Annotated in this window: 25 protein-coding genes; 11 read left to right on the forward strand and 14 right to left on the reverse strand. The window is 65.9% G+C overall.

Annotated features, from left to right (window positions below; all coding sequences use genetic code 11):
• Positions 1–388 precede the first annotated feature (388 nt).
• Positions 389–1,564, reverse strand: a complete 1,176-nt coding sequence (locus IGS60_RS15445; RefSeq protein ID WP_230505346.1) for a multidrug effflux MFS transporter — start codon at positions 1,562–1,564, stop codon at positions 389–391.
• A 189-nt stretch (positions 1,565–1,753) separates the two neighbouring features.
• On the opposite strand from IGS60_RS15445, the gene epsC reads away from it, so the two are divergent.
• Complete coding sequence (epsC, locus tag IGS60_RS15450; RefSeq protein ID WP_230505348.1) at positions 1,754–2,692, forward strand: serine O-acetyltransferase EpsC; 939 nt, start codon at positions 1,754–1,756, stop codon at positions 2,690–2,692.
• Between the two features lie 82 nt (positions 2,693–2,774).
• On the opposite strand, the gene IGS60_RS15455 is transcribed toward epsC, so the two are convergent.
• From IGS60_RS15455 to IGS60_RS15475, 5 genes are all read right to left on the reverse strand, one after another.
• Positions 2,775–3,254 carry an META domain-containing protein gene (locus IGS60_RS15455; RefSeq protein ID WP_230505351.1) on the reverse strand — a complete coding sequence of 160 codons (480 nt, stop codon included), beginning with the start codon at positions 3,252–3,254 and terminating at the stop codon, positions 2,775–2,777.
• Positions 3,255–3,327: 73 nt separating this feature from the next.
• The gene (gene bla, locus IGS60_RS15460; RefSeq protein ID WP_230505352.1) at positions 3,328–4,230 is read right to left on the reverse strand and encodes a subclass B3 metallo-beta-lactamase; all 903 of its coding nucleotides are present in this window, start codon (positions 4,228–4,230) and stop codon (positions 3,328–3,330) included.
• Positions 4,231–4,336: 106 nt separating this feature from the next.
• Positions 4,337–5,737 (reverse strand): LLM class flavin-dependent oxidoreductase, encoded by a 1,401-nt coding sequence (locus tag IGS60_RS15465; RefSeq protein WP_230505354.1) that lies wholly within the window; start codon positions 5,735–5,737, stop codon positions 4,337–4,339.
• A 3-nt stretch (positions 5,738–5,740) separates the two neighbouring features.
• Positions 5,741–6,568, reverse strand: a complete 828-nt coding sequence (locus IGS60_RS15470) for a MetQ/NlpA family ABC transporter substrate-binding protein (protein ID WP_121669098.1) — start codon at positions 6,566–6,568, stop codon at positions 5,741–5,743.
• Positions 6,569–6,676: 108 nt separating this feature from the next.
• Entirely contained in the window at positions 6,677–7,891 is a 1,215-nt protein-coding gene (locus IGS60_RS15475) for an acyl-CoA dehydrogenase family protein (protein ID WP_230505356.1), read from the reverse strand.
• Between the two features lie 255 nt (positions 7,892–8,146).
• On the opposite strand from IGS60_RS15475, the gene ssuE reads away from it, so the two are divergent.
• Genes ssuE through IGS60_RS15500 form a run of 5 tightly spaced genes read left to right on the forward strand, consistent with a single transcriptional unit; the run spans position 8,147 to position 12,616 of the window.
• Positions 8,147–8,767, forward strand: a complete 621-nt coding sequence (ssuE, locus tag IGS60_RS15480; protein ID WP_230505357.1) for an NADPH-dependent FMN reductase — start codon at positions 8,147–8,149, stop codon at positions 8,765–8,767.
• 24 nt (positions 8,768–8,791) lie between these two features.
• Positions 8,792–9,790: a sulfonate ABC transporter substrate-binding protein gene (locus tag IGS60_RS15485; protein WP_268994107.1), complete on the forward strand. Its 999-nt coding sequence runs from the start codon at positions 8,792–8,794 to the stop codon at positions 9,788–9,790.
• A 12-nt stretch (positions 9,791–9,802) separates the two neighbouring features.
• Positions 9,803–10,963: an FMNH2-dependent alkanesulfonate monooxygenase gene (ssuD, locus tag IGS60_RS15490; RefSeq protein ID WP_070218242.1), complete on the forward strand. Its 1,161-nt coding sequence runs from the start codon at positions 9,803–9,805 to the stop codon at positions 10,961–10,963.
• Between the two features lies 1 nt (position 10,964).
• Positions 10,965–11,756, forward strand: a complete 792-nt coding sequence (ssuC, locus tag IGS60_RS15495) for an aliphatic sulfonate ABC transporter permease SsuC (protein ID WP_230505359.1) — start codon at positions 10,965–10,967, stop codon at positions 11,754–11,756.
• A 17-nt stretch (positions 11,757–11,773) separates the two neighbouring features.
• Positions 11,774–12,616 carry an ATP-binding cassette domain-containing protein gene (locus IGS60_RS15500; RefSeq protein WP_230505361.1) on the forward strand — a complete coding sequence of 281 codons (843 nt, stop codon included), beginning with the start codon at positions 11,774–11,776 and terminating at the stop codon, positions 12,614–12,616.
• Here IGS60_RS15500 and IGS60_RS15505 read toward each other — a convergent pair.
• Together IGS60_RS15505 and IGS60_RS15510 are read right to left on the reverse strand one after the other, a co-directional pair.
• Positions 12,561–13,283, reverse strand: coding sequence for an HAD-IA family hydrolase (locus tag IGS60_RS15505; protein ID WP_230505363.1), 723 nt, complete (start codon positions 13,281–13,283; stop codon positions 12,561–12,563). The two genes, IGS60_RS15500 and IGS60_RS15505, sit on opposite strands and share 56 nt — an antisense overlap.
• A 55-nt stretch (positions 13,284–13,338) precedes the next feature.
• The gene (locus IGS60_RS15510) at positions 13,339–13,794 is read right to left on the reverse strand and encodes an META domain-containing protein (protein ID WP_230505365.1); all 456 of its coding nucleotides are present in this window, start codon (positions 13,792–13,794) and stop codon (positions 13,339–13,341) included.
• 150 nt (positions 13,795–13,944) lie between these two features.
• On the opposite strand from IGS60_RS15510, the gene IGS60_RS15515 reads away from it, so the two are divergent.
• The 5 genes from IGS60_RS15515 to IGS60_RS15535 all read left to right on the forward strand — a co-directional run bounded on the left by IGS60_RS15515 (position 13,945) and on the right by IGS60_RS15535 (position 19,066).
• Positions 13,945–14,880 carry a hypothetical protein gene (locus IGS60_RS15515; protein ID WP_230505367.1) on the forward strand — a complete coding sequence of 312 codons (936 nt, stop codon included), beginning with the start codon at positions 13,945–13,947 and terminating at the stop codon, positions 14,878–14,880.
• Positions 14,877–16,352: a PLP-dependent aminotransferase family protein gene (locus IGS60_RS15520; protein ID WP_230505368.1), complete on the forward strand. Its 1,476-nt coding sequence runs from the start codon at positions 14,877–14,879 to the stop codon at positions 16,350–16,352. The genes IGS60_RS15515 and IGS60_RS15520 overlap by 4 nt, the downstream gene beginning before the upstream one ends.
• A 146-nt stretch (positions 16,353–16,498) precedes the next feature.
• Complete coding sequence (locus tag IGS60_RS15525) at positions 16,499–17,674, forward strand: benzoate/H(+) symporter BenE family transporter (protein WP_230505609.1); 1,176 nt, start codon at positions 16,499–16,501, stop codon at positions 17,672–17,674.
• Positions 17,675–17,759: 85 nt separating this feature from the next.
• Complete coding sequence (locus tag IGS60_RS15530) at positions 17,760–18,491, forward strand: CPBP family intramembrane glutamic endopeptidase (RefSeq protein ID WP_230505370.1); 732 nt, start codon at positions 17,760–17,762, stop codon at positions 18,489–18,491.
• 32 nt (positions 18,492–18,523) lie between these two features.
• Positions 18,524–19,066 carry a gamma carbonic anhydrase family protein gene (locus tag IGS60_RS15535; protein ID WP_070311470.1) on the forward strand — a complete coding sequence of 181 codons (543 nt, stop codon included), beginning with the start codon at positions 18,524–18,526 and terminating at the stop codon, positions 19,064–19,066.
• Here IGS60_RS15535 and IGS60_RS15540 read toward each other — a convergent pair.
• The 6 genes from IGS60_RS15540 to IGS60_RS15565 all read right to left on the reverse strand — a co-directional run bounded on the left by IGS60_RS15540 (position 19,039) and on the right by IGS60_RS15565 (position 23,241).
• Positions 19,039–19,980 carry an acyl-CoA desaturase gene (locus IGS60_RS15540; protein WP_230505372.1) on the reverse strand — a complete coding sequence of 314 codons (942 nt, stop codon included), beginning with the start codon at positions 19,978–19,980 and terminating at the stop codon, positions 19,039–19,041. The genes IGS60_RS15535 and IGS60_RS15540 overlap by 28 nt on opposite strands.
• Complete coding sequence (locus IGS60_RS15545) at positions 19,980–20,297, reverse strand: DUF3144 domain-containing protein (protein ID WP_034782889.1); 318 nt, start codon at positions 20,295–20,297, stop codon at positions 19,980–19,982. The genes IGS60_RS15540 and IGS60_RS15545 overlap by 1 nt, the downstream gene beginning before the upstream one ends.
• Positions 20,298–20,368: 71 nt before the next feature.
• Positions 20,369–20,869 carry a gluconokinase gene (locus tag IGS60_RS15550; RefSeq protein ID WP_230505374.1) on the reverse strand — a complete coding sequence of 167 codons (501 nt, stop codon included), beginning with the start codon at positions 20,867–20,869 and terminating at the stop codon, positions 20,369–20,371.
• Positions 20,870–20,871: 2 nt separating this feature from the next.
• Positions 20,872–21,375 (reverse strand): OmpA family protein, encoded by a 504-nt coding sequence (locus IGS60_RS15555; RefSeq protein WP_083287130.1) that lies wholly within the window; start codon positions 21,373–21,375, stop codon positions 20,872–20,874.
• A gap of 16 nt (positions 21,376–21,391) precedes the next feature.
• The gene (locus tag IGS60_RS15560; RefSeq protein WP_230505376.1) at positions 21,392–22,663 is read right to left on the reverse strand and encodes a diguanylate cyclase; all 1,272 of its coding nucleotides are present in this window, start codon (positions 22,661–22,663) and stop codon (positions 21,392–21,394) included.
• Positions 22,660–23,241, reverse strand: a complete 582-nt coding sequence (locus IGS60_RS15565; protein WP_230505378.1) for a YfiR family protein — start codon at positions 23,239–23,241, stop codon at positions 22,660–22,662. Before IGS60_RS15565 ends, IGS60_RS15560 begins: the two co-directional genes overlap by 4 nt.
• Between the last annotated feature and the right edge of the window lie 131 nt (positions 23,242–23,372).

Below are 23,372 nucleotides of genomic sequence, written 5' to 3' on the forward strand. Positions count from 1 at the left end.
ACCAAGATTTTGACAGCGGTCGATACCGTTCGCAATACCACGAACGGCATGAGGGGAATAATACAAGGTCGGATTAGGACCGAAGGGCCGTAATCCGACAACATGGTTGGCAGATGCAGTCGGATTACGCGCTTGCGCGCTAATCCGACCTACGCTTCTGCCTTCCCTTGCGCAAACACCCAGCAAACCAAACTCACCAGCAGGCCCGCCATTACGCCATACGCCAGGTTCAGCGCGCTGTCGAACAGCAGCGGCGCCACCAGTCCCGACACCAGCGCGAACAGGCCGTAGGTCGGCTTAGGTCGTAGGTCGGATTAGCGCTTGCGCGTAATCCGACGTCACCCGCCAACAATGTTGTCGGATTACGGCCCTCAGTGCCTAATCCGACCTACGCTTCTGCTTTACCCTGCGCAAACACCCAGCAAACCAAACTCACCAGCAGCCCCGCCATCACGCCATACGCCAGGTTCAGCGCGCTGTCGAACAGCAGCGGCGCCACCAGGCCAGACACCAGCGCGAACAGCAGCATCTGGATGAACGACTGCATCGACGACGCCAGGCCGCTGTTGTTGGGGAAGTGGTTCAGGGCCATCAAGGTCATCGGCGGCATGGCGATCGATAGGGCGAACGAGTAGAAGAACAGCGGCAGCACGGCCCATGGCACTTCGGCGGCAAAGAAGTAGTTATAGCCGATGTTGGCCAGCGCGGCGATCAGCATCAAGATGAAGCCGGCCCAGATCATCTGGCCCTGGCTGTAGCGGTGGGCGATTTTCGCCGACAGGGCCGAACCGAACACCATGCCGCTGATCAGGGGAATGAACAGCCAGGCGAAGGCCGTTTCCGGCAAATGCAGGATGTTGATGATGAAGTAGGCGGCCGAACCGATGTACAGGGCGAAGCCGCCAAAGGCGGCGCCGATGGCCGTCGACAGCAGCAGGAACTGGCGGTGGCACAGCACTTTCCAGTAATTGACGGCGATGCCGCCCAGGTGGAAGGCGTGGCGCTGCTCCTTCGGCAGGCTTTCGGGCAGCGCGCGCCAGACGACGACGAACATCAGCACGCCGAAAGCAGTGAGGAACCAGAAAATCCAGCGCCAGCCCAGGCTGACCTGCAGCCAGCCGCCCAGCACGGGCGCGATGGCCGGAGCCAGTGCGAACACCATCATGATGTGCGAGAGGATTTTCTGCGCGGCGGCGCCCGAATAGCGGTCTTGCACGATGGCGCGGCCGATCACGGAACCGGCGCCCGCCGAGAGGCCCTGCAGCACGCGCCAGGCCAGCAGCCAGCCCAGCGACGGCGCCAGCGCGGCGCCCACGGAAGCGATCACGTACAGCACCAGCGAAACGAGGATCACGGGACGGCGGCCGAACGAATCGGACAGGGTGCCGTAAAACAGCATCATGAAGGCGAACGTGAACAGGAAAAAGCTCAGGGTCTGCTGCACCAGCAGGGGGCTGGCATTGAAATCTTGCGTGATGGCGGGGAACGACGGCAGATAGGTGTCAATTGCAAGCGGTCCGACCATCGCCAGGCCCGCCAAAATCCAGGTTAATAATTTAGTCATGTGGAAGAGTGTTTTTGTTAGTCCGTCATTTTACGCTAGCGGCGGGAATCGGGTCCGGCGCCGCGGTGGTTTGCCATCCATATGCGTTTTTCGCATATGAAACCTTGGAATTCTTCGTTTGCACCGCTTGCCGTCACCGTTAAGCTGGGGCGACCCGGCTTGTTAGCCGCTTTTTGGAAGTGATACGCCATGCACAGTATTTATCCGGCGGCGCCCGCCGACGACACGGCCCAGTGGAACCTGGGACCCGTGATCCAGGCCCTGCGCAGCTCGCGCGAAGACAAGCACAAGATCCGCCATAACGGCAGGGTGCGTGAACTGCCGTCGCGCGAAGCGCTCACCACCATCGTCAACGGCCTGTCGGCGGCCCTGTTCCCCACGCATTACGGGCGTCCGAATCTGACCGATGAAAGCATCGACTATTTTGTCGGCGACACGCTGAACACGACTCTGAACCGACTCAGCGAGCAGGTGCGGCGCGGCTTGCTATTTTCCATACCAGCTGGCGATGAACAGAACGGCGCCAGCGATGATGCGGCGCTGGCGCAGCAGGCGCGCGACATCACGCGCGCCTTCGCCGCCAGCCTGCCCGACATCCGCGCCCTGCTGGTGTCGGACGTGCAGGCCGCCTATGCGGGCGACCCGGCCGCCACCTCGGTGGCCGAGATCATGCTGTGCTATCCGGGCACCATCGCCATCTTGTACCACCGCCTGGCCCACCAGCTGCACGCGCTCGGTGCGCCGTTCCTGGCGCGCCTGATCGCCGACATCGCGCACACCCTGACGGGCATCGACATCCACCCGGGCGCGCACATCGGCGCATCGTTCTTCATCGACCATGGCACGGGCGTGGTGATCGGCGAGACGGCCATCATCGGCCAGCGCGTGCGACTGTACCAGGCCGTCACCTTGGGTGCCAAGCGCTTTCCCGCCGATGCTTCCGGCGCGCTGATCAAGGGCACGCCGCGCCACCCCATCGTCGAGGATGACGTGGTGATTTACGCGGGCGCGACCGTGCTGGGGCGCATCACCATCGGCGCGGGATCGACTATCGGGGGGAATGTGTGGCTGACGCAGAGCGTGCCGCCTGAGAGTAACGTATCGCAGGCGCAGATGCGCAACGATTGAGAAGAATGAAAGGAAAAACGAACCCCAGCGCAGAAACTGGGGTCGTACCCTCAGGGTACGACCCCGGTATTTGCGGTTGGGTTTACTTCACCGTCAGCGCTTCATAGCGGGCCACGGGCACGCCATCCTTCAGCAGCAGCAATTCCTGGTCCGCGTAGCGGTAGCCATTGACTTCGCCCAGGGTGGTCAGGAGTTCGCGCTCGAGGTCCATGTCCTGCGGCTGGCACATCATCATGGTGCCGGCCAGCTGCGAGAAGGCCAGGGTGCTGACGCCGTCGCTGGTATAGCCGCCCATCATCTGGTTGCAGCCGCTGTTGCCGCTGGCGCGGCCTTCGGCCAGCAGCAGGGTCACTTCGCGCTGCTCGGGCGCCTTGCGCACGACTTTCTTGCCCTTCAGTTCCTTCAGCTTCCACTGCGTGCCCGCCAGCTTCGGCGCCGGCTGGGCGGGCGAGGTGGCGCCGGGCGCGGCGGCGGCCGCATCGGAACGCACGGGCGTTTGCGCGCAGCCGGCGGTGATGGCGACGATGGCGGCGAGGGGAATCAGTCTGGCGATCTTGAACATGGCATTTCCTTCTTCAAATGAATGGCGCCAGATTAGCAGATACGCGCCGCGCCGGCGTGCACGGTTGACAAGCCTATCGCTCCTGCTCCAGCCGCGCCTCGAGCAAGGTACGCGCCGCCGCCACGTAGGCGCGGCAGGCCTGCGGGTCGACAAACGCTTCGCTGCCGGCCGTGGCGCTCGCTTCCAGGCGTTCCCATAGCTGCGACGCTTCCGGGTGAGCCGAGATCAGCACGTCGCAAGGCAGCTTTTCCAGGGTCTCGAAGCTGTGGCGCAGGTCCGCCACCGCGTTCGGATACTCGCTGCTGGCGCTGAACTTGAAGCCGGGGCGCGAGACGGCGTTGAGGCTGTCCGCGTAGACCATGTTCAGGCAGCGGGGGCCGTCGCACGATTGCCACGTCCAGCTCAGGCCCCCGGGCGTGTGGCCCGGCGTGGCGTGCGCCGTCAGTTGAATCGGGCCGACATTGAACTGGCCGCCGTCGCGCGCCAGACGCATGTCCTTGACGGGCGGGTACTTGGGCAGCGCGTGGTATTGGGGGTCGTCCGGTCCCACTTCGCCCGACGCCAGGTCCAGCGCTGCCGACGGGCTGGCGGCCACCAGCGCATTGCTGCGCCGCTGCAGCTCGGCCAGGCCGCCCGCGTGGTCGATATGGCCGTGCGAATTGAGGATCAGCTTGACGTCCTCGATGCGAAAACCCAGCGCGCCGATATTGGCGATGATCTTCGGCGCCGATTCCGGCAAGCCGCCGTCGATCAGCACATGGCCCTGCGGCGACGTGATGAGCACGGAACTGAGGCCTTTCACGCCCACATAATAAGTATTGCCGAAGATGCGGAACGGCGTCTGGTCGGCATTCCAGGCGGCGCAGACTTCGCAGTCCGGCGTCTGCGGCGTGGCTGGCGCAGGTGTTTGCGCCTGGGTAGCGGGGCTGGCCAGCAGCATTGCCAGGAGCAGCGCGCGTGGTGGTGTGAGGGGCATTGTGATCCTTATCCGTGTTGCCAGTGTGACATATGCTGACACGGAACGGGGCGCGATGCAAACGCTGGCAGTCATGCCGGTCAGGGTAGCTGCGGATAGCGTGCCCTCAGGCGGCGGCCAGCGTGGCGCAGGGCGGGACCGAAGGCGCGATGCTGACCTGGCGGCCCGGGTGATCGGCCCGCAGGCGCGGACCCTGGCCGAAGACCTTGTGGCGCAGGCTGCCTTGCTCGTAGCGGGTGCGGTAGCGGCCGCGCCGCTGCAGTTCCGGCACGATGTGTTCCACCACGTCGGCCATGCTGTCATGGGCCACGGCGAAGGCGAGATTGAAGCCGTCGATGCCCGTCTCGTCCAGCCAGCTTTCCAGCTGGTCGGCCACCTGGCGCGCGTCGCCCACGAGCACGGGGCCGCGCCCGCCGAGGCCGATGTATTCGGCCGCCTCGCGCACCGTCCACGTGCGGTCCGGGTCGGCCTGGCTGAACGAGGCCAGCGCCGAGCGGCCGGCCGGGGAATCGATGTAGTCGATGGTGGCGTCGAGCGGATAGCGGCTGAAATCGACGCCCGTCCAGCCCGACAGCAGCACCAGCGCCGCCTCGATGTTGACGTGGCGCAGATAGTCGGCGTGTTTGGCGCGCGCTTCTGCTTCCGTGGCGCCCGTGATGACCAGCGCCTGCGCATAGATCAGCAGCGCCTCGCCATCGCGCCCGCTTTGCCGCACGGCGGCGCGCAAGTCGTCGGCGTAGCGTTTCACTACCGTCTTGCTGGGGCCACTGACAAACGTCGCTTCCGCATGGCGCGCCGCGAAGCGCGTGCCGCGCGGCGAGGTGCCCGCCTGGTACAGCAGCGGCGTGCGCTGCGGCGACGGCTCGCACAAATGGATGCCGGGCACCTGGTAGTGGCGCCCGGCATGGTTGATCGGATGGACCTTGGCCGGATCGGCGTAGATGCCGCGCGCCTTGTCGTTGACGACGGCGTCGTCGTCCCAGCTCTTTTCCCACAGCTTGTAGACCACTTCCAGATATTCGTCGGCCAGGTCGTAGCGCTCGTCGTGGCCCAGCTGCTGGTTCAAGCCCAGGTTGCGCGCCGCGCTGTCGAGGTAGCCGGTGACGATATTCCAGCCGATGCGCCCGCCGGTCAGGTGGTCGAGGGTGGAAATGCGCCGCGCGAACGTGTACGGATGTTCATAGGTGAGGGCGCAGGTGACACCGAAACCCAGGTGCGTGGTGGCTTGCGCCATGATGGGCACGAGGGCCAGCGGGTCGTTCAGCGGCACCTGCACGCCGTGTTCCAGGGCCGCATCGAGGCTGCCCCGGTACACGTCATACACGCCCAGCACGTCGGCGAGAAAAACCGCGTCGAACAGGCCCGCTTCCAGCAGCCGCGCCAGTTCCGTCCAGTGTGCAGGATCGGTATAGCGGTGGCTGCGGTCGCGCGCATGCGTCCACAGTCCCGGCGACTGGTGGCCGACGGTATTCATCTGGAAGGCGTTGAAGCGTATCGTCTTGGCCATGGCTTATTTGGCTGCCGTCTGCAAGGCTTGCTGGTAATCGGGTTTCGAGTAGCCGGCAAAGTGCTTGTTCGTGATGTCGAGGAATTCGCGCGAGCGGTAGGCGGCCGCCAGGTCCTTGGCGAACTGCTTGTCCTTGTCGGCCGTGCGGATGGCCACCAGGTTGATGTAGTTGGGCGAGATCTTCTCGGCCACCAGCGCCTCCGTCAGTTTCAGTCCCGAGGCCAGCGCGTAATTGCCGTTGATGAAGGAGTAATCGGTGTCGCCCAGCGAGCGTGGCAGCTGCGCCGCTTCCAGCGGCAGCAGCCTGATTTTCTTCGTGTTGACGGCGATATCCTTTTCCGACGCGCGCACGGGGTCGAAGCTGGCGCGCAGCTTGATCCATCCCAGCTGGTCGAGCAGCACCAGCGCGCGCGCCTGGTTGGTCGGATCGTTCGGCAAACCCACGGTCGTGCCTTCCTTCACGTCGTCCAGCGTCTTGTGCTTCTTGCTGTAGATGGCGATCGGCGCCGTGGGGATCGTGATCAGGTCCGTCAGGGCCAGCTTGTGCTCGAGCGCGAATTTCTTCAGGTAGACGATGTGCTGGAACACGTTGGCGTCCAAGGAACCCTCGGCCAGCGCGAAGTTTGGCTGGATGTAGTCGTTGAACTCGACCAGCTTGACCTTGTAGCCCTGTTTTTCCAGGATAGGCTTGATGCCCAGCTTGATCTGGTCCGCATACGGCCCGGCGCTGGTGCCGATGGTGATGTCTTTCGGGTCCTTGGCGTGGGCGAAGCTGGCCGTCAAGGCCAGGGTCAGGGCGGTGAGGACGATGCTGCGGCGGGCGATGGTCATGTTAACTCCTGCTTAGTGAAGAACTGGGGTCAGACCCGCCGGGTCTGACCCCGGAAGTCCGTTAAATTGCCTGCGGCGCAAATGTATCGATTCGCCCAGGCCGTGGTTTTACGAGTACGCGGTTGGCTCAGGTACCGTGCCGGTCAAGGCAAAGCGTCCCAGGTCGCGCAGCTTGTAGTCGATGGGGTCGTGCAGGGTATGCACGCGCACGTTGCGCCAGTAACGGTCGAAGCCGTATTGGGCCGAGGTGGAACGGGCGCCCGTCAGTTCGAACATCTGGCTGCTGATTTCCAGGCCCGCCTTGTGCGCCAGACACTTGGCTTCGGCCACGGCCACGGCCAGCAAGCCCCGTTCGCGCGCCGTCACCAGCGCGCCCTTGCGGAATACGGCTTCCAGTTCCTGCGCCGCCGTATCGGCCAGCACCTGCGCGGGGCGCAGCAAGAGCCACAGCTGGCCGTAGCGGTGCTGGAGCAAAGGGTCATCCGTCGCTTGCGCCACGCCCGAGGCAAACCAGGCTTTCGCCTGCTCGCCCGTGTAGCGGCGCGCCGCCTCGAACGCGCCTTCGGCGATGCCCAGGTATAAATTCGCCATGATCAGCTGCGCGATCTGCGAGCGCACGGTGGCTTGCGGCGTGGCGGCCTGCGCGGGCGCCTGCAGCACCAGCTCGCGCGGCAGGGCGACGGCCTGGAAATGCACATTGCCGCTGTCCGTCTGGCGCTGGCCGAAGGCGTCCCAGTCCGCCTGCACGGTCACGCCATCCTGGCGCGTGGGCAGGGCGCCGATCAGCGCCGTCTGCGTGGGCGCGTGCCAGGCGGAGACGGTCAGCCAGTCGGAGCCCACGGAACCGGAAGAAAAGCTCTTGATGCCGTCGAGGACGTAGCCGTCACCGCTGTCGCTGGCCGTGACCCGCTTGTCGAGGGGATTCAAGGCATTACCCCAGAACAGGCGCTCGTCGACGGTCAGGGTGAGCAGGCGGCGCTGCTGCTGCGCGCTGCCGTACAGCTGCAGGCCCGCCAGTTGCAGATGGTGGAAGCCGAAGACATGCGCCAGCGCGCTGTCGGCCCGGGCCAGGATGCGGATCACCTGGTACACGAGGGGCCACGACGCGCCCTGGCCGCCGAATTCCACGGGAATCGACAGGGTCAGCAAGCCTGACTCGCGCAGCCATTCGCGTTCCTGCGCCGCATGGCCGCCGGCCTGGTCGCGGGCATTGGCCGTTTCGGCCAGGCGCGCGGCCAGCAACGTGGCGATGCTGATGGCGTCCTGCAGGGGTTCCGGCACAGGCGGCTGAGGACGGGCGGCATGGAGAAAAACGCTAGACATGGGTGACATTCCAGAAAGACGATGAGACCGATATTGCACCGCCGGGCGCGCGCCGTACACGAAGAAAACCGCGCATGGATATGCGAAAAAAGCCATGCGGGGAGGAGCGTCTTCGCTTGCGGGGCGTCAGGCCCGGATAGACAAAAAACGCATATCGAAGCGCGAAAGCATTCGTTTTATCGGGCCGCTGATGGCGATAGGCTGCAAGCATCCAAGTAGCCAAATCAAACCATCACGTACAGGGACGGGCATCACATGAGCATCTTGTTATTGGGCGGCAGCCCGCAACTCCCATCGAGCTCCAGCCGTTTGCTGCTGCATATCGGCGAACAGCTGGCGCTGCAGGGCCACAGCTACGCCAAGCTGCATGTGCGCGACTTGCCGGCGCGCGCCCTGCTGCTGGCCGACTACGACGACGCGGCGATCGCCCGCGCCGTGCGCGCCGTGGCCGACGCCGACGCCATCGTGATCGCCACGCCCATCTACAAGGCGTCGTATACAGGATTGCTGAAAGCCTTCCTCGACCTGCTGCCGCAAGATGGCCTGGCCGGCAAGCTGGTGCTGCCGCTGGCCACGGGCGGCGGCCACGCCCACACCCTGGCGCTCGACTATGCGCTGCGTCCCGTGCTCCATGCGCTGGGCGCCAAGCAGGTCTTCACCAGCATCTATGCGAATGCGCAGCAGCTGGCGTGGCACGAAGAGGGGGGCTTGAGCCTGGACGCGCCGATCGCCGCGCGCGTGCAGGCCGGCATCGAGGAGCTGTCCACCGGCCTGTTCGTGCTGCAGGGCCGGCGTCCGCCCGCGCCAGTCGATATCTCGTTACCCGTGCGTTCGCTGCAAGACCAGCCTTACGCCCCCCAGTATCAAGCCGCCTGATTATTCACCGACCAAGGAACCGCCATGACACACCGCCACGCACAACGCCTCTCGCGCCGTACCACTCTGGGCTTGCTGTTTGCCGCCGCTGCCGGCGTGATGGCGGCCGGCATGCCGGCCACGGCGCAGGCGCAGGCCAAGGGGGAGGTCCGCATCGGTTATCAGAAATACGGCACCCTGACCTTGTTGAAGGGACGCGGCACCCTGGAAAAACGCCTGGCCGAACAGGGCGTGGGCGTGAAATGGACGGAGTTCCCGGCCGGCCCCGTGCTGCTGGAAGGCTTGAACGTGGGCAGCATCGATTTCGGCACCGTGGGCGAGGCGCCGCCGATCTTTGCCCAGGCGGCCGGCGCCAACCTGGTGTATGTCGGCAATGAGCCGGCGTCGCCCGCCAGCGAAGCCATCGTCGTGCCCAAGGGTTCGGGCTTGCGCACCCTGGCCGACTTGAAGGGCAAGAAAATCGCCCTGAACAAGGGCTCGAACGTGCATTACCTGCTGTTGAAGGCATTGGAAAAGGCAGGCGTCGCGTACGCCGACATCCAGCCCGTGTTCCTGCCGCCGGCCGATGCGCGCGCCGCTTTCGAGCGGGGCAGCGTGGACGCCTGGGCCATCTGGGACCCGTTCCTGGCCGCCGCCGAAAAGCAGCTGGGCGCCCGCGTGCTGGCCGATGGCAAGGGCCTGGTGGCGAATTACCAGTTTTATCTCGCCTCGCGCACGTATGCGGAAAAGCATCCCGAGATCCTGCGCATCGTGCTCGATGAAGTGGCCAAGGTCGATGACTGGGGCCGCAACAACCCGGACGAGGTGGCGACGATCCTGTCGGCGCAGACGGGGCTGGGCAAGGATGTGGTGGCGCTGGCCGCCTCGCGCTATGCGTATGGCGTCAAACCCGTGTCGCCCGACGTCATCGCCTCGCAGCAAAGGGTGGCCGATGCCTTTTCCAGCCTGAAGCTGATCCCGAAACCCATCCTTGTCAAGGATGCGCTGCTGCCGGCGCGTCAGCTGGCCACCAGCGCAAAATAAGGAACAAATATCATGTCATTGAATGTCTTCTGGTTTATTCCGACCCACGGCGACAGCCGCTACCTGGGTACGTCGCAGGGCGCGCGCCCCGTCGATGCCGATTACTTGCGCCAGGTGGCCGTGGCCGCCGACACGCTGGGCTACGATGGCGTGCTGCTGCCCACGGGCCGCTCCTGCGAAGACGCGTGGGTGGTGGCGTCGTCGCTGATCAGCGTGACGCAAAAGCTCAAGTTCCTCGTGGCCGTGCGCCCCGGCCTGTCCACGCCCGGCCTGGCCGTGCGCATGGCGTCCACGTTCGACCGCCTGTCGAACGGGCGGCTCCTGATCAATGTTGTCACGGGCGGCGACCAGGGCGAGCTGGAAGCGGACGGCCTGTTTGCCGACCACGCCAAGCGCTATGAAATTTCCGATGAATTCATCAAGGTCTGGCGCGCCACCCTGGCGGGCGAGGGCGGCGCGGCCGGCTACGATTTCGAGGGCAAGCATATCCAGGTGAAGGGCGCGAAAACCCTGTATCCGCCCGTGCAGAAACCGTATCCGCCCCTGTATTTCGGCGGCTCGTCGGAGCCGGCGCACGAACTGGCGGCCGAGCAGATGGACGTGTACCTGACGTGGGGCGAGCCGCCCGCCGCAGTCGCCGAGAAAATCGCCGACATCCGCGCGCGTGCCGCAAAAAAAGGCCGCACGGTACGCTTTGGCATCCGATTGCACGTGATCGTGCGCGAGACCAACGAGGCGGCCTGGCGCGCGGCCGATGAATTGATCAGCCACCTGGACGACGACATCATCGCCAAGGCGCAGGCGGCGTTCGGCAAGATGGATTCCGTGGGCCAGCAACGGATGGCGGCCCTGCATGGCGGGCGGCGCGACAAGCTCGAAGTGTCGCCGAACCTGTGGGCCGGCGTGGGCCTGGTACGCGGCGGCGCGGGCACGGCCCTGGTCGGTGACGGTCCGACCGTGGTGGCGCGCATGCAGGAATACGCGGACCTGGGCATCGACACCTTCATTTTCTCCGGTTATCCGCACCTGGAAGAGTCGTACCGCTTCGCCGAACTGGTGTTCCCGCTGCTGGGCAAGGGCAAGGCCGTGGGCGAGCAATCCTTGAGCGGCCCCTTCGGCGAAGTCATGGCCAGCAATATCGTGCCGGCCGCGCCGCAGAAAAAGGCGGCCTGAGATGGCGACGGCCGCCGTCAAGAGGTTGCCCGGCACGCCATGGCGGAATGTCTTGGCGCCATGGGCCTTGCCCGTGGCGCTGCTGCTGGCCTGGCAGCTGGCGGCGCAGTGGGGCTGGCTGTCGAGCCGCATCCTGCCCGAGCCGTGGGCCGTGGCGAAAGCCTTCTGGCATCTGGCCGTGTCGGGCGAATTGTGGCTGCACCTGAAGACGAGCTTGTGGCGCGCGACGGTCGGTTTCGCCGTCGGCGCGGGACTGGGCTTGCTGCTGGGCCTATTGACGGGCAGCTTCCGCCACGCGGAAACCCTGCTCGACACGACATTGCAAATGGTGCGCAACATCCCGGCATTGGCCCTGATTCCGCTGGTGATCCTGTGGTTCGGCATCGACGAGACGGCCAAACTCTTTCTGCTGGCCGTCGGCGTGTTTTTTCCCGTCTACCTGAATACCTTCCACGGCATCCGCTCGGCCGATCAAGGCTTGATCGAAATGGCGAAAAGCTATGGCTTGTCCGGCTGGCCCTTGTACCGCGACGTCATCCTGCCGGCCGCCATGCCCTCCATCCTGGTCGGCGTGCGCTTTTCGCTGGGGCTCGTGTGGGTGCTGCTGATCGTCGCCGAAACCATCTCGGCGCAGGCCGGCATCGGCTACATGACCATGAATGCGCGCGAATTCTTGCAAACGGACGTGGTGCTGGTGGGGATACTGCTGTACGCCTTGCTGGGCAAACTGGCCGATCTGTTCTCGCGCCGGCTGGAGTGCCACTGCCTGCGCTGGAATCCCGCTTACCGCTAATGATTGAAGAGGACACCATGCTGCTTGCCCCCATCCAGATCGAAACGGATTTTTTGTCGCACTTCGTGCAATATGACCCGGCCAGTGCGCCGCCGCAGGCGAAGACGGCGCCATCCACCCCTTTGCAACGGCGCGGCGTTCCCCTGGAACTGACGAAGCTGAGCAAATCCTACACCAGCCGCCCCGTGCTGAAAAACGTCGGCCTGCAGCTGGAAGCGGGCGAATTTGTCGCCATCGTGGGGCGCAGCGGCTGCGGCAAGAGCACCTTGCTGCGTGCGATCGCGGGCCTGGAAAGCATCGATGAAGGCACGCTCGCCATCGGTTCCGGCCTGGGCGCGCCCGACATCCGCATCATGTTCCAGGAGTCGCGCCTGCTGCCGTGGAAGACGGTGCTCGACAACGTGGCCCTGGGCTTGCCCCGTTCCGTCGGCGCGGCCGCCGCCTCGCTGTGGACGGTGGGCCTGGCCGAGCGGGCGGACGACTGGCCGTCGGCCCTGTCGGGCGGGCAGAAGCAGCGCGTGGCGCTGGCGCGCGCGCTCGTGCACGAGCCGCAACTGCTGCTGCTCGACGAACCATTGGGCGCGCTCGACGCCTTGACGCGCATCGAGATGCAGCAGCTGATCGAGTCGCTGTGGCTGGCGCGGGGCTTTACGGCCGTGCTGGTGACGCACGACGTGGCCGAAGCGGTGGCGCTGGCCGACCGCGTGCTCTTGATCGAGGATGGCCAGATCACCCTGGATGTGCGGGTGGACTTGCCGCGCCCCCGTCAGCGCGGCCATGCGGATTTCGCCGCGCTCGAGCAGGCTATCTTGTCGCGGGTGCTGCAGCCGCAGGGTCAGATGACTGCGCCAGCACGATGAAGCCGTCGCCATCGACGGTCGCCACGATGCCTTCATAGCTGGCGATGGCCGGATGGCGCGTGGCCAGCGGGTGCGCATGCGTGGCAGTGACGACGATGACCTTCGCGCCGGCCGCCTCGCCCGCTTCGATGCCGACCGAGGCATCCTCGAACACCAGGCAATCCAATGGCGCCACGCCCAGTTTTTGCGCCGCCAGCAGGTAGCAATCGGGTTTTGGTTTACCGGCCTTGACGTCTTCCGCCGTCACCATGATCGCGGGAATGGGCATGCCGGCCGCCTTCAGGCGCGCCGTGGCCAGCGCGCGCGGCGCCGAGGTGACGATGGCCCATTGCGCAGGCGGCAGCGACGTCAAAAAACGCAGCGCGCCGGCGATTTCAATAATCCCTTCCACATCGATGATTTCCGCATCCGTGATGCCCTGCGATTCGCGCTGCGCATCGACGCCGGGCAAGCGCAGCTTGGCGATGGTGTCGACCGAGCGCGCGCCATGGATCGTGGGCAGAAAGGCAGCCACGTCGAGGCCCTGGCGCTGCGCCCAGGTGCCCCAGATGCGTTCGGCGGCGGCGATGGAATTGATGACGGTGCCGTCCATGTCAAAAAGAAAAGCCCGGTAGCGGCCGGCGGCCGATGGTGTTGGGGATGACGACGGCGAGGGCAGTGCGGACATGGCTTCCTTCCAATTGATGGGCTGGAAGCCATTGTAACGGCAGCCGGTTTTTATTTCACAGGTAGACCGATTCAAACCTGGCCACGGGCGCGCCATCCTTGAGCAGGATCAGGTACTCGCCATCGAAACGGTAGCCCGTCACGCTGTTCAAATTGGCCAGCACGGCGCTTTCCAGCTGCATCAGCGGCGGCGGGCAGGCCATGCGCGTGCCCGCCAGCTGCGTGAAGCGCAGGGCCGTGCCGGCCAGCGTGTAGCCGCCCATGACCTGGTTGCAGCCCGTAAAACCATGGACCTTGCCATCGTCGGTGAGCGTGATGCGCACTTCGCGCTCCTGCCCGGGCGCCATCGTCACGGGGGCGCCATCGAGTTCCGTCAGCTTCCAGTAGGTATTCGTCAGGCTGTACGTGGGCGCCAGGCCCGTGTCCGGCCTGGCGCTGTCGGAGGTGGCGGCGCAGCCGCCGGCCATGGCGATGGCGGCGGCGAGGGAAAGGTATTTGAGGTGATGCAGCATGGAAGGCTCCTGGGAGGGGGGGAATGCCCGCAGACTAGCAGGTTTTCCGTGCCGTTCAGCGCACGGCAGCGGCAATTGTTTCCATTTTGCCAGTCCTGGCATTAAACTCATGCTTTCCATTGTTTTAACCTTGATCGGGGAGCCGGGCCGATGCTGCAAGCGCAAGCGCTGGATAACCGACTGGTCGCCACCACTGGCGACGACGTGCTGGTCGACCGCATCGTGCCCGGCGCGCCGCTGGTCATCGCCTTCGGCTTCGTCTCGTGGACGACGCGTCCCGCCTTCGATTTTTACGGGCGCCTGAGAAAGCTCGAGCAGGCCAGCGGCCAGCATCTGAACAAGATACTCGTGCGCGATTCGGGCAACGCCTGGTACCACCGCCGCATCGCGGGGCTGGGCAATCATGTCGACGAAACGGCGCAAGCCTTGCGCGAGCTCGTGCGCCGCATCGCGCCAAGTCAGGTTACCACCGTCGGCCAGTCCATGGGCGGTTACGCGGCCGTCATGTATGGCTTGCTGCTCGAGGCGCAGCAAATCGTCGCCTTCGGGCCGCTGTCTTTTCTCGACGTGCAGCAGGCGCGTTTGTACCACGAACTGCGCTGGCTGCCCGTGATGGAATCGCTGGCGCAAGACCCGCCGCTCTCTGGTTACTATGACCTGGCGGCCCTGTGCCGCGCCAGGGCCACCGAATATACGCGGATGCACCTGCTGTTCGGCACCCGGCCTGACGTGGCCAATCCCGGCACGGGCGCCAGCGAATCGGTGAACCTCGACGCCATGCACGCACAGCGCCTGGCGCCATTTGGCCGCTGCACCCTGCATCCGTTCCCCCACTCGGGCCACGCGGTGGTGCAGCACCTGATCGACACGAAGCGCATCAATGGCTTGCTGGCCAGCTGCATACTCGGTCTGACCTTGGACGATGAACCGATGCCGGACATCAGCCGCGAGTGGCAGGACTGGGTGGCGGAAAACCTGCGCCTGGGCTGCGCCGGCGAACAGCTGGTGGCGGTGCTGCAGCAGCACGGCTTTTCGCCGGCCAGCAGCATGGCGGCCGTGGATGCGGCGCGCGCCAAGGCCATATGACGGCGCAGTTCGAACTCGACACCCTGAAAATCCGCCTCGCCGCTCCCGGACTGTCGGCGCTCGACCTGCGCGTGCGCGTGCAGCGCGCGCTACGCCAGCTGATACTCGACGGCGTGCTGGCGCCCGGCGTGCGCCTGCCGGCCACGCGCACGCTGGCGCAATCGCTGGGCGTGTCGCGCGACACGGTGGAAATGGCGTATGCGCAGCTGCGTCTCGATGGCTATCTGCGGCGCCAGGCGGGATCGGGCAGTTTCGTCTCGCCGACGATAGGCGCGAGCTTGCTGGGCAAGCCTGCGACGACGCTGCCGTCCTTGTCCGCGCAGCCGGTGGCGCTCAGCGCGCGCGGCGCGCAGATACTCGCCAGCGGCGGCGTGGCCGACCAGCAAAGCGTGAAGGCGTTTGCCACGGGCTTGCCGGAAACGCGGGCCTTTCCGCTCGACGTGTGGGAGCGCTTGCGGCGCCAGGCGGCCGGCGAACACCATGCGGGCATGCTGCTGCACGGCGACCCGCAAGGCGCCGAGCCGCTGCGCCAGGCCATCGCCGACTATGTGAACCTGGAGCGGGGCGCGCGGGCCACGGCCGGCCAGGTGCTGGTGCTGAGCAGCACGCGTCAGGCCCTGTACCTGTGCGCGCAGGTGCTGGCCGATGCGCATGGCCCGATACTGATGGAAGATCCCGGCTATTTCGGCGCGCGCAAGGCCTTCGAGATGGCGCAATTGCAGATCGTGCCCGTGCCCGTCGATGCGCATGGCTTGTCCATCGACCACCTGCGCGCGGACCGCAGCGGGGCCAGCACGATTTACGTCACGCCGTCGCATCAATACCCGACGGGCGCCACCCTGGCGCTCGAGCGCCGCCTGGCCCTGACCGCCTGGGCCGCCGAGTGTCAGGGCTGGATCATCGAAGACGATTACGACAGCCAGTTTCACTACGCGGGCTTGCCGACGGCTTGCGTGCAGGGGCTCGACGCACAGCAGCGCACGATTTACCTGGGCACCTTCGCCAAGTCGCTGTATCCCGGTCTGCGCATCGGCTACATGGTGCTGCCGCCCGCGCTGGTGAAACCGATGACGTATGCGCGCAGCATTCTCGATGGTCATACGCCGCAGCTGGACCAGCTGACACTGGCCCGTTTCATCGCCGATGGCCATTTCGCGGCCCATGTGCGCGCCATGCGCAAGGTCTACGCCGTGCGCCGCGATGCGATGGCGCAGGCCGTGCAGCGGCATTTGCCGCACGTCGTCACGGCGCAGCTGCCGCCGGGCGGCTTGCAGATGCCATGTCTGCTGCACGAAGGCAGGGACGAGCTGGACACGCTGCGCCTGGCGGCGCAGGCGGGCATCGTGCTGCCGGGCCTGAGCCGGCTGTACGCGACGCCGCCGGCGCGCGGCGGCTGGCTGCTGGGTTTTGCGGCCTTGACCCCGCATGAGATCGACAGCGGCATCGTCCGCCTGGCCCGCGCGCTGGGGTGAGCGCTGGGGTGAGCGCGCAAGTGGTCTGTCGTATGTGAAGAAATTGGCCTGCCTGAGCAGTCCATGTGACCATTAAGATGCTCCCTTTCAATGGCAAGGGCACACGCATGCAGACAAGTTCCACACCATCGGCCTCGATCGATAACATGGCGCAGCCGCGCTGGCGCGACCTGGCGTCCCCCATCATGGCGGCCTTCATCTCCGTCCTCGTCAACTATGGCGGCACCTTCGTGCTGGTGTTCCAGGCGGCCCAGCTGGCCCAGCTGAGCGCTGCGCAGACGGCGTCCTGGGTCTGGTCGCTGAGCATCGGCGTGGGCGTGACGGGCATCTGGCTCAGCTACCGCTACCGCGCTCCCATCATCACGGCCTGGTCCACGCCCGGCGTGGCTTTCCTGGCCACCGTCATGCCGCATACGCCGTATGCAGAGGTGATCGGCGCGTATATCATTTCCGCCATCGCCTTCATTGTGCTGGGCATGTCCGGCGCCTTCGAGCGCCTGGTGCGGCTGATTCCTGGCGGCATCGCCGCCGGTTTGCTGGCCGGCATCCTGCTGCAGTTTGGCGTCAACGCGTTTGGCGGCGCCAGCGCCGATCCCGTGCTGGTCGTCGTATTGCTGCTGTCGTACGCCGTGCTGCGTCGTTTTACGGCACGTTTTGCCGTGGTGGGCATCATGCTGATCGGTCTGGCCCTGCTGCTGGCGCAGGGGCGCATCGATGCGCAAGGCATCGAACTGGCCCTGGCCGCACCCGTGTTCGAGATGCCGCGCTTTTCCGTGGCGTCGCTGCTGGGCGTGGCGCTGCCCCTGTTCCTGATTACGCTGACGGGGCAATACATGCCCGGCATGCTGGTGCTGCGCAATGACGGCTACGCCGTCAGCGCCAATCCGATTTTGACGGTGACGGGCCTCGGTTCGCTGCTCATGGCGCCGTTCGGCGCGCACGCCTTCAATGTGGCTGCCATCACGGCCGCCATCTGCACGGGCAAGGATGCCCATGCGGACCCGTCGAAGCGCTATGTGGCGGGCCTTGCGTGCGGCGTGCTGTACATCCTCGTGGGCATCTTTGGCGTGACCCTGGCCAGCCTGTTCATGGTCTTGCCGCGCCCCTTCATCACGGCGCTGGCGGGCCTGGCCCTGCTGGGCGCCATCGGCAACAGCCTGGCGCAGGCGATGGCGGACGTGCGCATGCGCGAAACGGCCCTGATTACTTTCCTGGCCACGGCCGCGAACGTGACCCTGCTGGGCGTGGGCGGCGCCCTGTGGGGACTGGCGGCGGGGCTGGCTGCGCATGGGCTGATGCATGGCTGGCGCAAGGCGGCATAGCAAGACAGGTTGCCCATGTTGCCAGGCGGCGCATACAATTGCTGCGCCCGTGCCCGTTGGCACCGTACTTTCTCCGATGTGAACGATGGACGACCTGACTTCCCTGGCGCAGTATCTGCTGGCGATCACGCCTGCCTTCCTCGTCTGCGCCGCCTTGCTGCTGGCCGCTCCCCGGACGGTACCGCTGCTGCGCGTGCTCGTGCATATTCTGTTTTTCGTGCTGGCGCGCGACGCGATGACGGCGCACGGCTACTGGCAAGTGGCGGCGGGTGGCTTGCGCTTCACGGCGCCGCCACCGGTCTTGCTGGCGCTGGGCGCCATGTCGCTGGGGCTGGTGGCAAGCACGTGTTGGCTGGAAAGCGAGGCGCGCGGCCAGATCCGCTGGCTGGGCATGCGGCCAGCCCTGTCCGTGCTGCTCGGCGTGGCGGGCGCGTGCGTGATCGTTGCGCTGGCGGCGGGCTTGAAAGCGCTGTTCGGCTTGCCGTCCTTGCCGCCCGTCGCGTCATCCACGCTGCCCTTGCTGCTGGGTTTTGCGCTGGCGGCCAACTGTTATGAGGAATTGCTGTTCCGCGGCTTGCTGCAGCAGCAATTGCGCGCCTGGCTGCCCGCCTGGCGCGCGGCGCTGGTGTCGGGCCTGCTGTTCGGCCTGTGCCACGCCTTTCTCGCCACCACCGTCACGCAGGTGGGCGCGCCCATCCTCGTGTTCACCGTGATCGAAGGCGTGGTGGCGGGACTGGTATATTGCCGTGCCGGCTTGTTGGGCGCATCGCTGGCCCATGGCCTGGCGATTTTTGCGCTGGCGGCCGGCTGGGTGTGAATGTCTACTAATTAATGAAAAGCGAGAAAGCGATGCCTGTCAGTTCCTACCTGAATACCCGCCCCGTGCTGGGCGAAAGAGTCTACCTGCATGATACGGCGCAAGTGATTGGCGACGTGCAGATCGGCGACGACTGTTCCATCTGGTGCAACAGCGTGCTGCGCGGCGACGTCAACCGCATCGTCATCGGCGAGGGCAGCAATATCCAGGACTTTTCCATGGGCCATGTGTCGCACAGGAATGCGGCCAAGCCCGATGGCTCGCCCTTGACCATCGGCAAATACGTGACCATCGGCCATTCCGTGATCTTGCACGGCTGCACGATTGGCGACGAATGCCTGATCGGCATGGGCAGCATCGTCATGGATGACGTCGTGGTGGAAAAGCACGTGATGCTGGGCGCGGGCAGCCTAGTATCGCCGGGCAAGGTGCTGGAAAGCGGCCATCTGTACGTGGGCCGGCCCGCCGCCAAGGTGCGCGCACTGACCGAGGCGGAAATCGCCTACCTGCGCTATTCGGCCGAGCATTATGTGCGCGTCAAGAACAATTACCTGGCCGGCGGCGACGACGCCTGACCGCCAGCGCCATCAAGGCGGCGCAGTTCCGGCCGCGGCGCCAGGTCTTGCGGCAGGCGCAGGCCCGATACGAGGCCCAGGCGCCGCAAGAGCAGCAGCATCCACCAGCCCGGGTCCCATTCGCCCGGCAGCAGGCCCAGCCTGGCCGAGCCCGGATACGCATGATGGTTGTTGTGCCAGCATTCGCCCATGGTCAGCAGCGACGTCAGGCGGATATTCCTGCCTTGTACGGCGGCGCCATGGACCTCGAAGTGCATCTGCCCATGGTTGTGGGCGAAGTAGCCGATCAGCCAATGGCCGAGCACGCCGGCGCTGACCCGCGCGCAGACACCCCAGCAGACGAAGCCCCAGCCGCCCCAGGCATAGAACAGCACGGCCCATGGCAATTGCTGCAGCATCCAGCTTCTTTCCAGGAAACGGTAAAAGCGGCCGAGCGCGATGCGCGGCTCGATGGTGATGTGGGGCGGGTGGTCGAGTTCCAGGCGGCAGAATAATTGCCACCAGGCATCACGCCAGAAGCCGGCGCCGTGGCGCAGATAGGGATGGCAAGCGGGCAGGCGCTGCGCATAGTCGCGCAGCTCGTGCTGGCGCAGCAGGCCCAGCGGGCCGCTGAGGCCCACCAGCACGCCCAGGTAGACGAGTACATATTCCAGCCATGGCGGGCATGCAAAGCTGTTGTGGATCAGCTTGCGGTGACTGCCCAGCGAGTGGCCGAACAGCAGGACGACGGCCGTGCCGGCCGCAAACAGCAGCAAGCCGGCCCAGCTGAAGAAGCACAGGGCGCCCGTCACGGCGCCGGCCAGCATGGCTAGCAGCCACAGCGATTGCACTGGTGCATGGCGCACCGTGCCGTCCAGTACGCTGCCGGCATGGGTGGCGCGGGCGCGGTGGCCGTCCAGGCTGGCTGCGGACATCAGCCCTTGGGGGCCGACGACGGTTGCGTGTACTTGTCGAAGTTGGTGATGTAGTCGTTGAAGTTGTCGGTCAGCATGCGCTTGTACTGTTCCGTGAAGAAGGCCACGGCGCCTTCCTTCTCTTCCTGCATCTTGGCCACGTCGTTGCTCTTGCTGGCGACGAGGAAGGCGTTGAAACGGGCGGCCGCGTACAGCAGCGAGGTGGCCACTTCATTGCCGCCGCTGTGCATGCATTGTTCATTGGCCAGGGCGATGACCTGGTCGGCGCGCTCCCAGAATTCCGGGCCCGGTGCTGGTTTTGTCGTTGGTGTGCTCATAGAAATCCCTCATGAAAGTGCGCGCCAGTCTACACAGGGGGGCGCGGGCTGTCCAGCCGCGCGGCTGCCTGTCAGGGCGCTTGCAGGATCTGTGCGACCAGCACGGCCAGCGGCTGGCGGACGTCGAGCACCATGCCGGCTTCGTCCGCTTGCAGGGGCTGCAGGGTGGCCAGCTGGCTGTCGAGCAGGCTGGCCGGCATGAAATGGCCGGGGCGCTGCAAGCGGTTTTCCAGCACGGCGCGCGGGCCGTCCAGGTGGGCAAAGCGCAGGGCCGGATCGCCTTCGCGCAGCACGTCGCGGTAGGCGCGCTTCAGGGCCGAGCAGGAGACGACGAGGCCGCTGCCTTGCGCGCGGGCCGTGGCGATCCGGTCGCGCAGGGCGGCCAGCCAGCCGGCCCGGTCGGCATCGTCGAGCGCGATGCCGGCGGCCATCTTGGCCACGTTTTCCGGAGAATGCACGTCGTCGCCTTCCACGTAGGGCACGTGCAAGGCCTCGGCCAGCAGGCTGCCGACGGCGCTCTTGCCGCAGCCGGACACACCCATCACGACCCAGCGCACGGCGGGCACGCCCATGGTCAAGGGGCCGAGACGATGACGGTGACGCGGCGGTTTTCCGCCTTGCCCGTCTTGCTGGCATTCGAGGCCACCGGTTTGCTCATGCCCAGGCCCTTGACGCTGATGTTATCGCGTGGAATGCCCGATGCGCTCATGGCGTCGGCCACCACGTTGGCGCGCGCCAGCGACAGCTTGTTGTTGTACGCTTCCGTGCCTTCGTTGTCCGTATGGCCTTCCACGCGCATGTGCGTGATGCCCACTTTCAGCAGGGCGGCGCTGATTTTCTGGATGGCCATGCGGCTCGGCGGCGTCAGCTTGGCGGCGTCGAATTCGAACAGCAGCTTGTCGGTAAAGCTCAGTTCCCAGCCTTCGTCGGTCTGGTTGAAGCCTTGCTCTTTCAGGGTGGCGACTTGCTCGGGGCTGAACAGCGGCTTGGTCTCGGGCGTGCTTTGGCAGGCGGCCAGCAGGCCCAGCATGAACAGGCCGAGTAAGCCGCGGCGTAATTGCTTGTAGATGAATTGCATGGTGTTGCTCCTTGGTTCAGGGGTGAATATGGGGTTGCGGCAGGCGCGCCACCTGGCGCGTGCCGCGCTGCGCCTGCTTCGCGCGGTACATGGCTTCGTCGGCCGCGCCGACCAGCGAGATGGCGTCGATGGCGTGATCGGGGAAGACGGCCACGCCGATCGTCAGCGAGCTGACGATGCTGTTGCCGGTGGGCAGTTCAATGGCTTGCGCCATGGCGGCGATGATGTTGTCGGCGATGTGCATGGCGTCGCTGCTGTTGCGCAGCGGCTTGAGCACGATGGCGAATTCGTCGCCGCCCAGGCGCGCCACCAGGTCGCCCTCGCGCAATTGCTGCTTGATGCGCGCGGCGATCGTCACCAGTACGCGGTCGCCCGAGGCATGGCCGAAGGTGTCGTTGATGTACTTGAACCGGTCGCTGTCGAGGAACAGCACGGCCACCTTGCCATTGCCGACCCGCGCTTCGAGGATGGCGCGTTCCAGTTCCGCTTCCATGAAGGCGCGGTTCGACAGGCCCGTCAGGCTGTCGTGATTGGCGCGGTGCGACAGCGAAGCGTGTTCCTTCTGCAGGTGGCTTTGCCACGCTTCCAGTTCGTCGAGCAGGGCGTTGAAGTCGTCATTGATCTGGTTCAGCTCGGCAATATTGGCGGGCGGCACGCGCAGTTCGAACGAGCGGTCGCGCCGCACGCGGTGGGCCGTTTCCGCCAGGTGGCGCAGCGGCGACGTGATCTCCGTTTCCATGCTGCGCGACAGGCGCACGGCGACGACCAGGCTCAGCACCAGGCAAGCGAGCAGGCAGGTCAGGCCGCTGAGCAGGAAGGGCAGCAGGCTGCGGCTGTGCGGCACCAGCCTGATGCTGCCGATCGCCTGTTCGTTGCGCGTGATGGGGAAGGTCAGCGAATCGGGCAGCATCCAGCCCGTCAGCGCGCGTTCGATGTAGTAGCGCGTGCCGTGCTGGCCCCGTTCCCAGCGGGCCAGCACCTTGCCGGCCTGGTCGCTCACCTGCGCCTGGTCGATATCTTCATTGACGCCGATCAGGGCCAGCGCTTCCCTGGCGGCCAGAGAGTCGCCAAAGACGACGGCCCCTTCCACCGTGTAGCTCATCGAACGGGCCACCAGGCGCAGGTTCTGGTCCGAATACACGCGCAGGGCCAGCAGCGCCACGGCCGTCAGGGTCAGGCCGGCCGCCAGCACGGCGATCAGCGACACGCTCAGGTGGGCGCGCCGCAGCACGCTGTCGAGCGTGGGGCGGGGCTTGCGGGCAGGCTTGTTGCTCATGCGGGCGCTCATGGCGGCGGTCCCTTGCGACGTGCAATTTGCAAGGCGTTCGGATGCACGCGCAGGCCGCTGCGGGCGATGGCGTCGAGGTTGACGTCAAAGCCGATCTGCCCCTCGGCCAGGCGCAGGCAGAACATGGTGCCCACGGTGCAGGCCGTGCCCGGTTCGGCGACCGATAAAATCGGCTTGCCGATGATCTGCGTCAGCAGATGCTCGCGTTCGCCCTCGGGCAGGCTGCCCAGGTAGACGACGTCACATTCGCTCGCGGCGCTTGCCAGCGCGGGGATTTTCACGCGGATGCGCTGGCCCAGGCTGGAGGCGGGCGTGTCGACGATGGCCGCGCCGTAGTGGGGCGTACCGAGCATGCACACGCGCACTTCCTGGCGCGCCACGGGCCAGCGCACATAACTGATGATGCCAAACAGGACCTGGGCCACTTCGGCCGGACGCCTGGCGTCGGCCGCCGCGCCCGCTTGCGCCCACGCCGCGCACGGCGCCAGCGCAGCGCAGGCGAGCAGCGCGGCCAGCAGCACGACAGCGGGCAGGACGGACGGCGTGGAGCGCTGCCGGTGGCGGGGGGAGGAGGGCACGGCGTCGGTGTCTTTATGCAGGTCGGTGGCTATTCAAATAGTTACTCAGCAACACAGACTGTACGGAAGTCCGTGTTGAAAGTAAATCACGGCATGACGCCATAAACCTTGCATTATAAACACGAATGTGA

Source organism: Janthinobacterium sp. FW305-128 (assembly GCF_020858135.1).
Taxonomy (GTDB): domain Bacteria; phylum Pseudomonadota; class Gammaproteobacteria; order Burkholderiales; family Burkholderiaceae_D; genus Janthinobacterium.

What these genes read in the sequence shown, in the direction of transcription:
- IGS60_RS15445 (WP_230505346.1), bottom strand. Translation starts at nt 1,564, where the DNA reads ATGACTAAATTATTAACCTGGATTTTGGCGGGCCTGGCGATGGTCGGA.
- epsC (WP_230505348.1), top strand. Translation starts at nt 1,754, where the DNA reads ATGCACAGTATTTATCCGGCGGCGCCCGCCGACGACACGGCCCAGTGG.
- IGS60_RS15455 (WP_230505351.1), bottom strand. Translation starts at nt 3,254, where the DNA reads ATGTTCAAGATCGCCAGACTGATTCCCCTCGCCGCCATCGTCGCCATC.
- bla (WP_230505352.1), bottom strand. Translation starts at nt 4,230, where the DNA reads ATGCCCCTCACACCACCACGCGCGCTGCTCCTGGCAATGCTGCTGGCC.
- IGS60_RS15465 (WP_230505354.1), bottom strand. Translation starts at nt 5,737, where the DNA reads ATGGCCAAGACGATACGCTTCAACGCCTTCCAGATGAATACCGTCGGC.
- IGS60_RS15470 (WP_121669098.1), bottom strand. Translation starts at nt 6,568, where the DNA reads ATGACCATCGCCCGCCGCAGCATCGTCCTCACCGCCCTGACCCTGGCC.
- IGS60_RS15475 (WP_230505356.1), bottom strand. Translation starts at nt 7,891, where the DNA reads ATGTCTAGCGTTTTTCTCCATGCCGCCCGTCCTCAGCCGCCTGTGCCG.
- ssuE (WP_230505357.1), top strand. Translation starts at nt 8,147, where the DNA reads ATGAGCATCTTGTTATTGGGCGGCAGCCCGCAACTCCCATCGAGCTCC.
- IGS60_RS15485 (WP_268994107.1), top strand. Translation starts at nt 8,792, where the DNA reads ATGACACACCGCCACGCACAACGCCTCTCGCGCCGTACCACTCTGGGC.
- ssuD (WP_070218242.1), top strand. Translation starts at nt 9,803, where the DNA reads ATGTCATTGAATGTCTTCTGGTTTATTCCGACCCACGGCGACAGCCGC.
- ssuC (WP_230505359.1), top strand. Translation starts at nt 10,965, where the DNA reads ATGGCGACGGCCGCCGTCAAGAGGTTGCCCGGCACGCCATGGCGGAAT.
- IGS60_RS15500 (WP_230505361.1), top strand. Translation starts at nt 11,774, where the DNA reads ATGCTGCTTGCCCCCATCCAGATCGAAACGGATTTTTTGTCGCACTTC.
- IGS60_RS15505 (WP_230505363.1), bottom strand. Translation starts at nt 13,283, where the DNA reads ATGTCCGCACTGCCCTCGCCGTCGTCATCCCCAACACCATCGGCCGCC.
- IGS60_RS15510 (WP_230505365.1), bottom strand. Translation starts at nt 13,794, where the DNA reads ATGCTGCATCACCTCAAATACCTTTCCCTCGCCGCCGCCATCGCCATG.
- IGS60_RS15515 (WP_230505367.1), top strand. Translation starts at nt 13,945, where the DNA reads ATGCTGCAAGCGCAAGCGCTGGATAACCGACTGGTCGCCACCACTGGC.
- IGS60_RS15520 (WP_230505368.1), top strand. Translation starts at nt 14,877, where the DNA reads ATGACGGCGCAGTTCGAACTCGACACCCTGAAAATCCGCCTCGCCGCT.
- IGS60_RS15525 (WP_230505609.1), top strand. Translation starts at nt 16,499, where the DNA reads ATGGCGCAGCCGCGCTGGCGCGACCTGGCGTCCCCCATCATGGCGGCC.
- IGS60_RS15530 (WP_230505370.1), top strand. Translation starts at nt 17,760, where the DNA reads ATGGACGACCTGACTTCCCTGGCGCAGTATCTGCTGGCGATCACGCCT.
- IGS60_RS15535 (WP_070311470.1), top strand. Translation starts at nt 18,524, where the DNA reads ATGCCTGTCAGTTCCTACCTGAATACCCGCCCCGTGCTGGGCGAAAGA.
- IGS60_RS15540 (WP_230505372.1), bottom strand. Translation starts at nt 19,980, where the DNA reads ATGTCCGCAGCCAGCCTGGACGGCCACCGCGCCCGCGCCACCCATGCC.
- IGS60_RS15545 (WP_034782889.1), bottom strand. Translation starts at nt 20,297, where the DNA reads ATGAGCACACCAACGACAAAACCAGCACCGGGCCCGGAATTCTGGGAG.
- IGS60_RS15550 (WP_230505374.1), bottom strand. Translation starts at nt 20,869, where the DNA reads ATGGGCGTGCCCGCCGTGCGCTGGGTCGTGATGGGTGTGTCCGGCTGC.
- IGS60_RS15555 (WP_083287130.1), bottom strand. Translation starts at nt 21,375, where the DNA reads ATGCAATTCATCTACAAGCAATTACGCCGCGGCTTACTCGGCCTGTTC.
- IGS60_RS15560 (WP_230505376.1), bottom strand. Translation starts at nt 22,663, where the DNA reads ATGAGCGCCCGCATGAGCAACAAGCCTGCCCGCAAGCCCCGCCCCACG.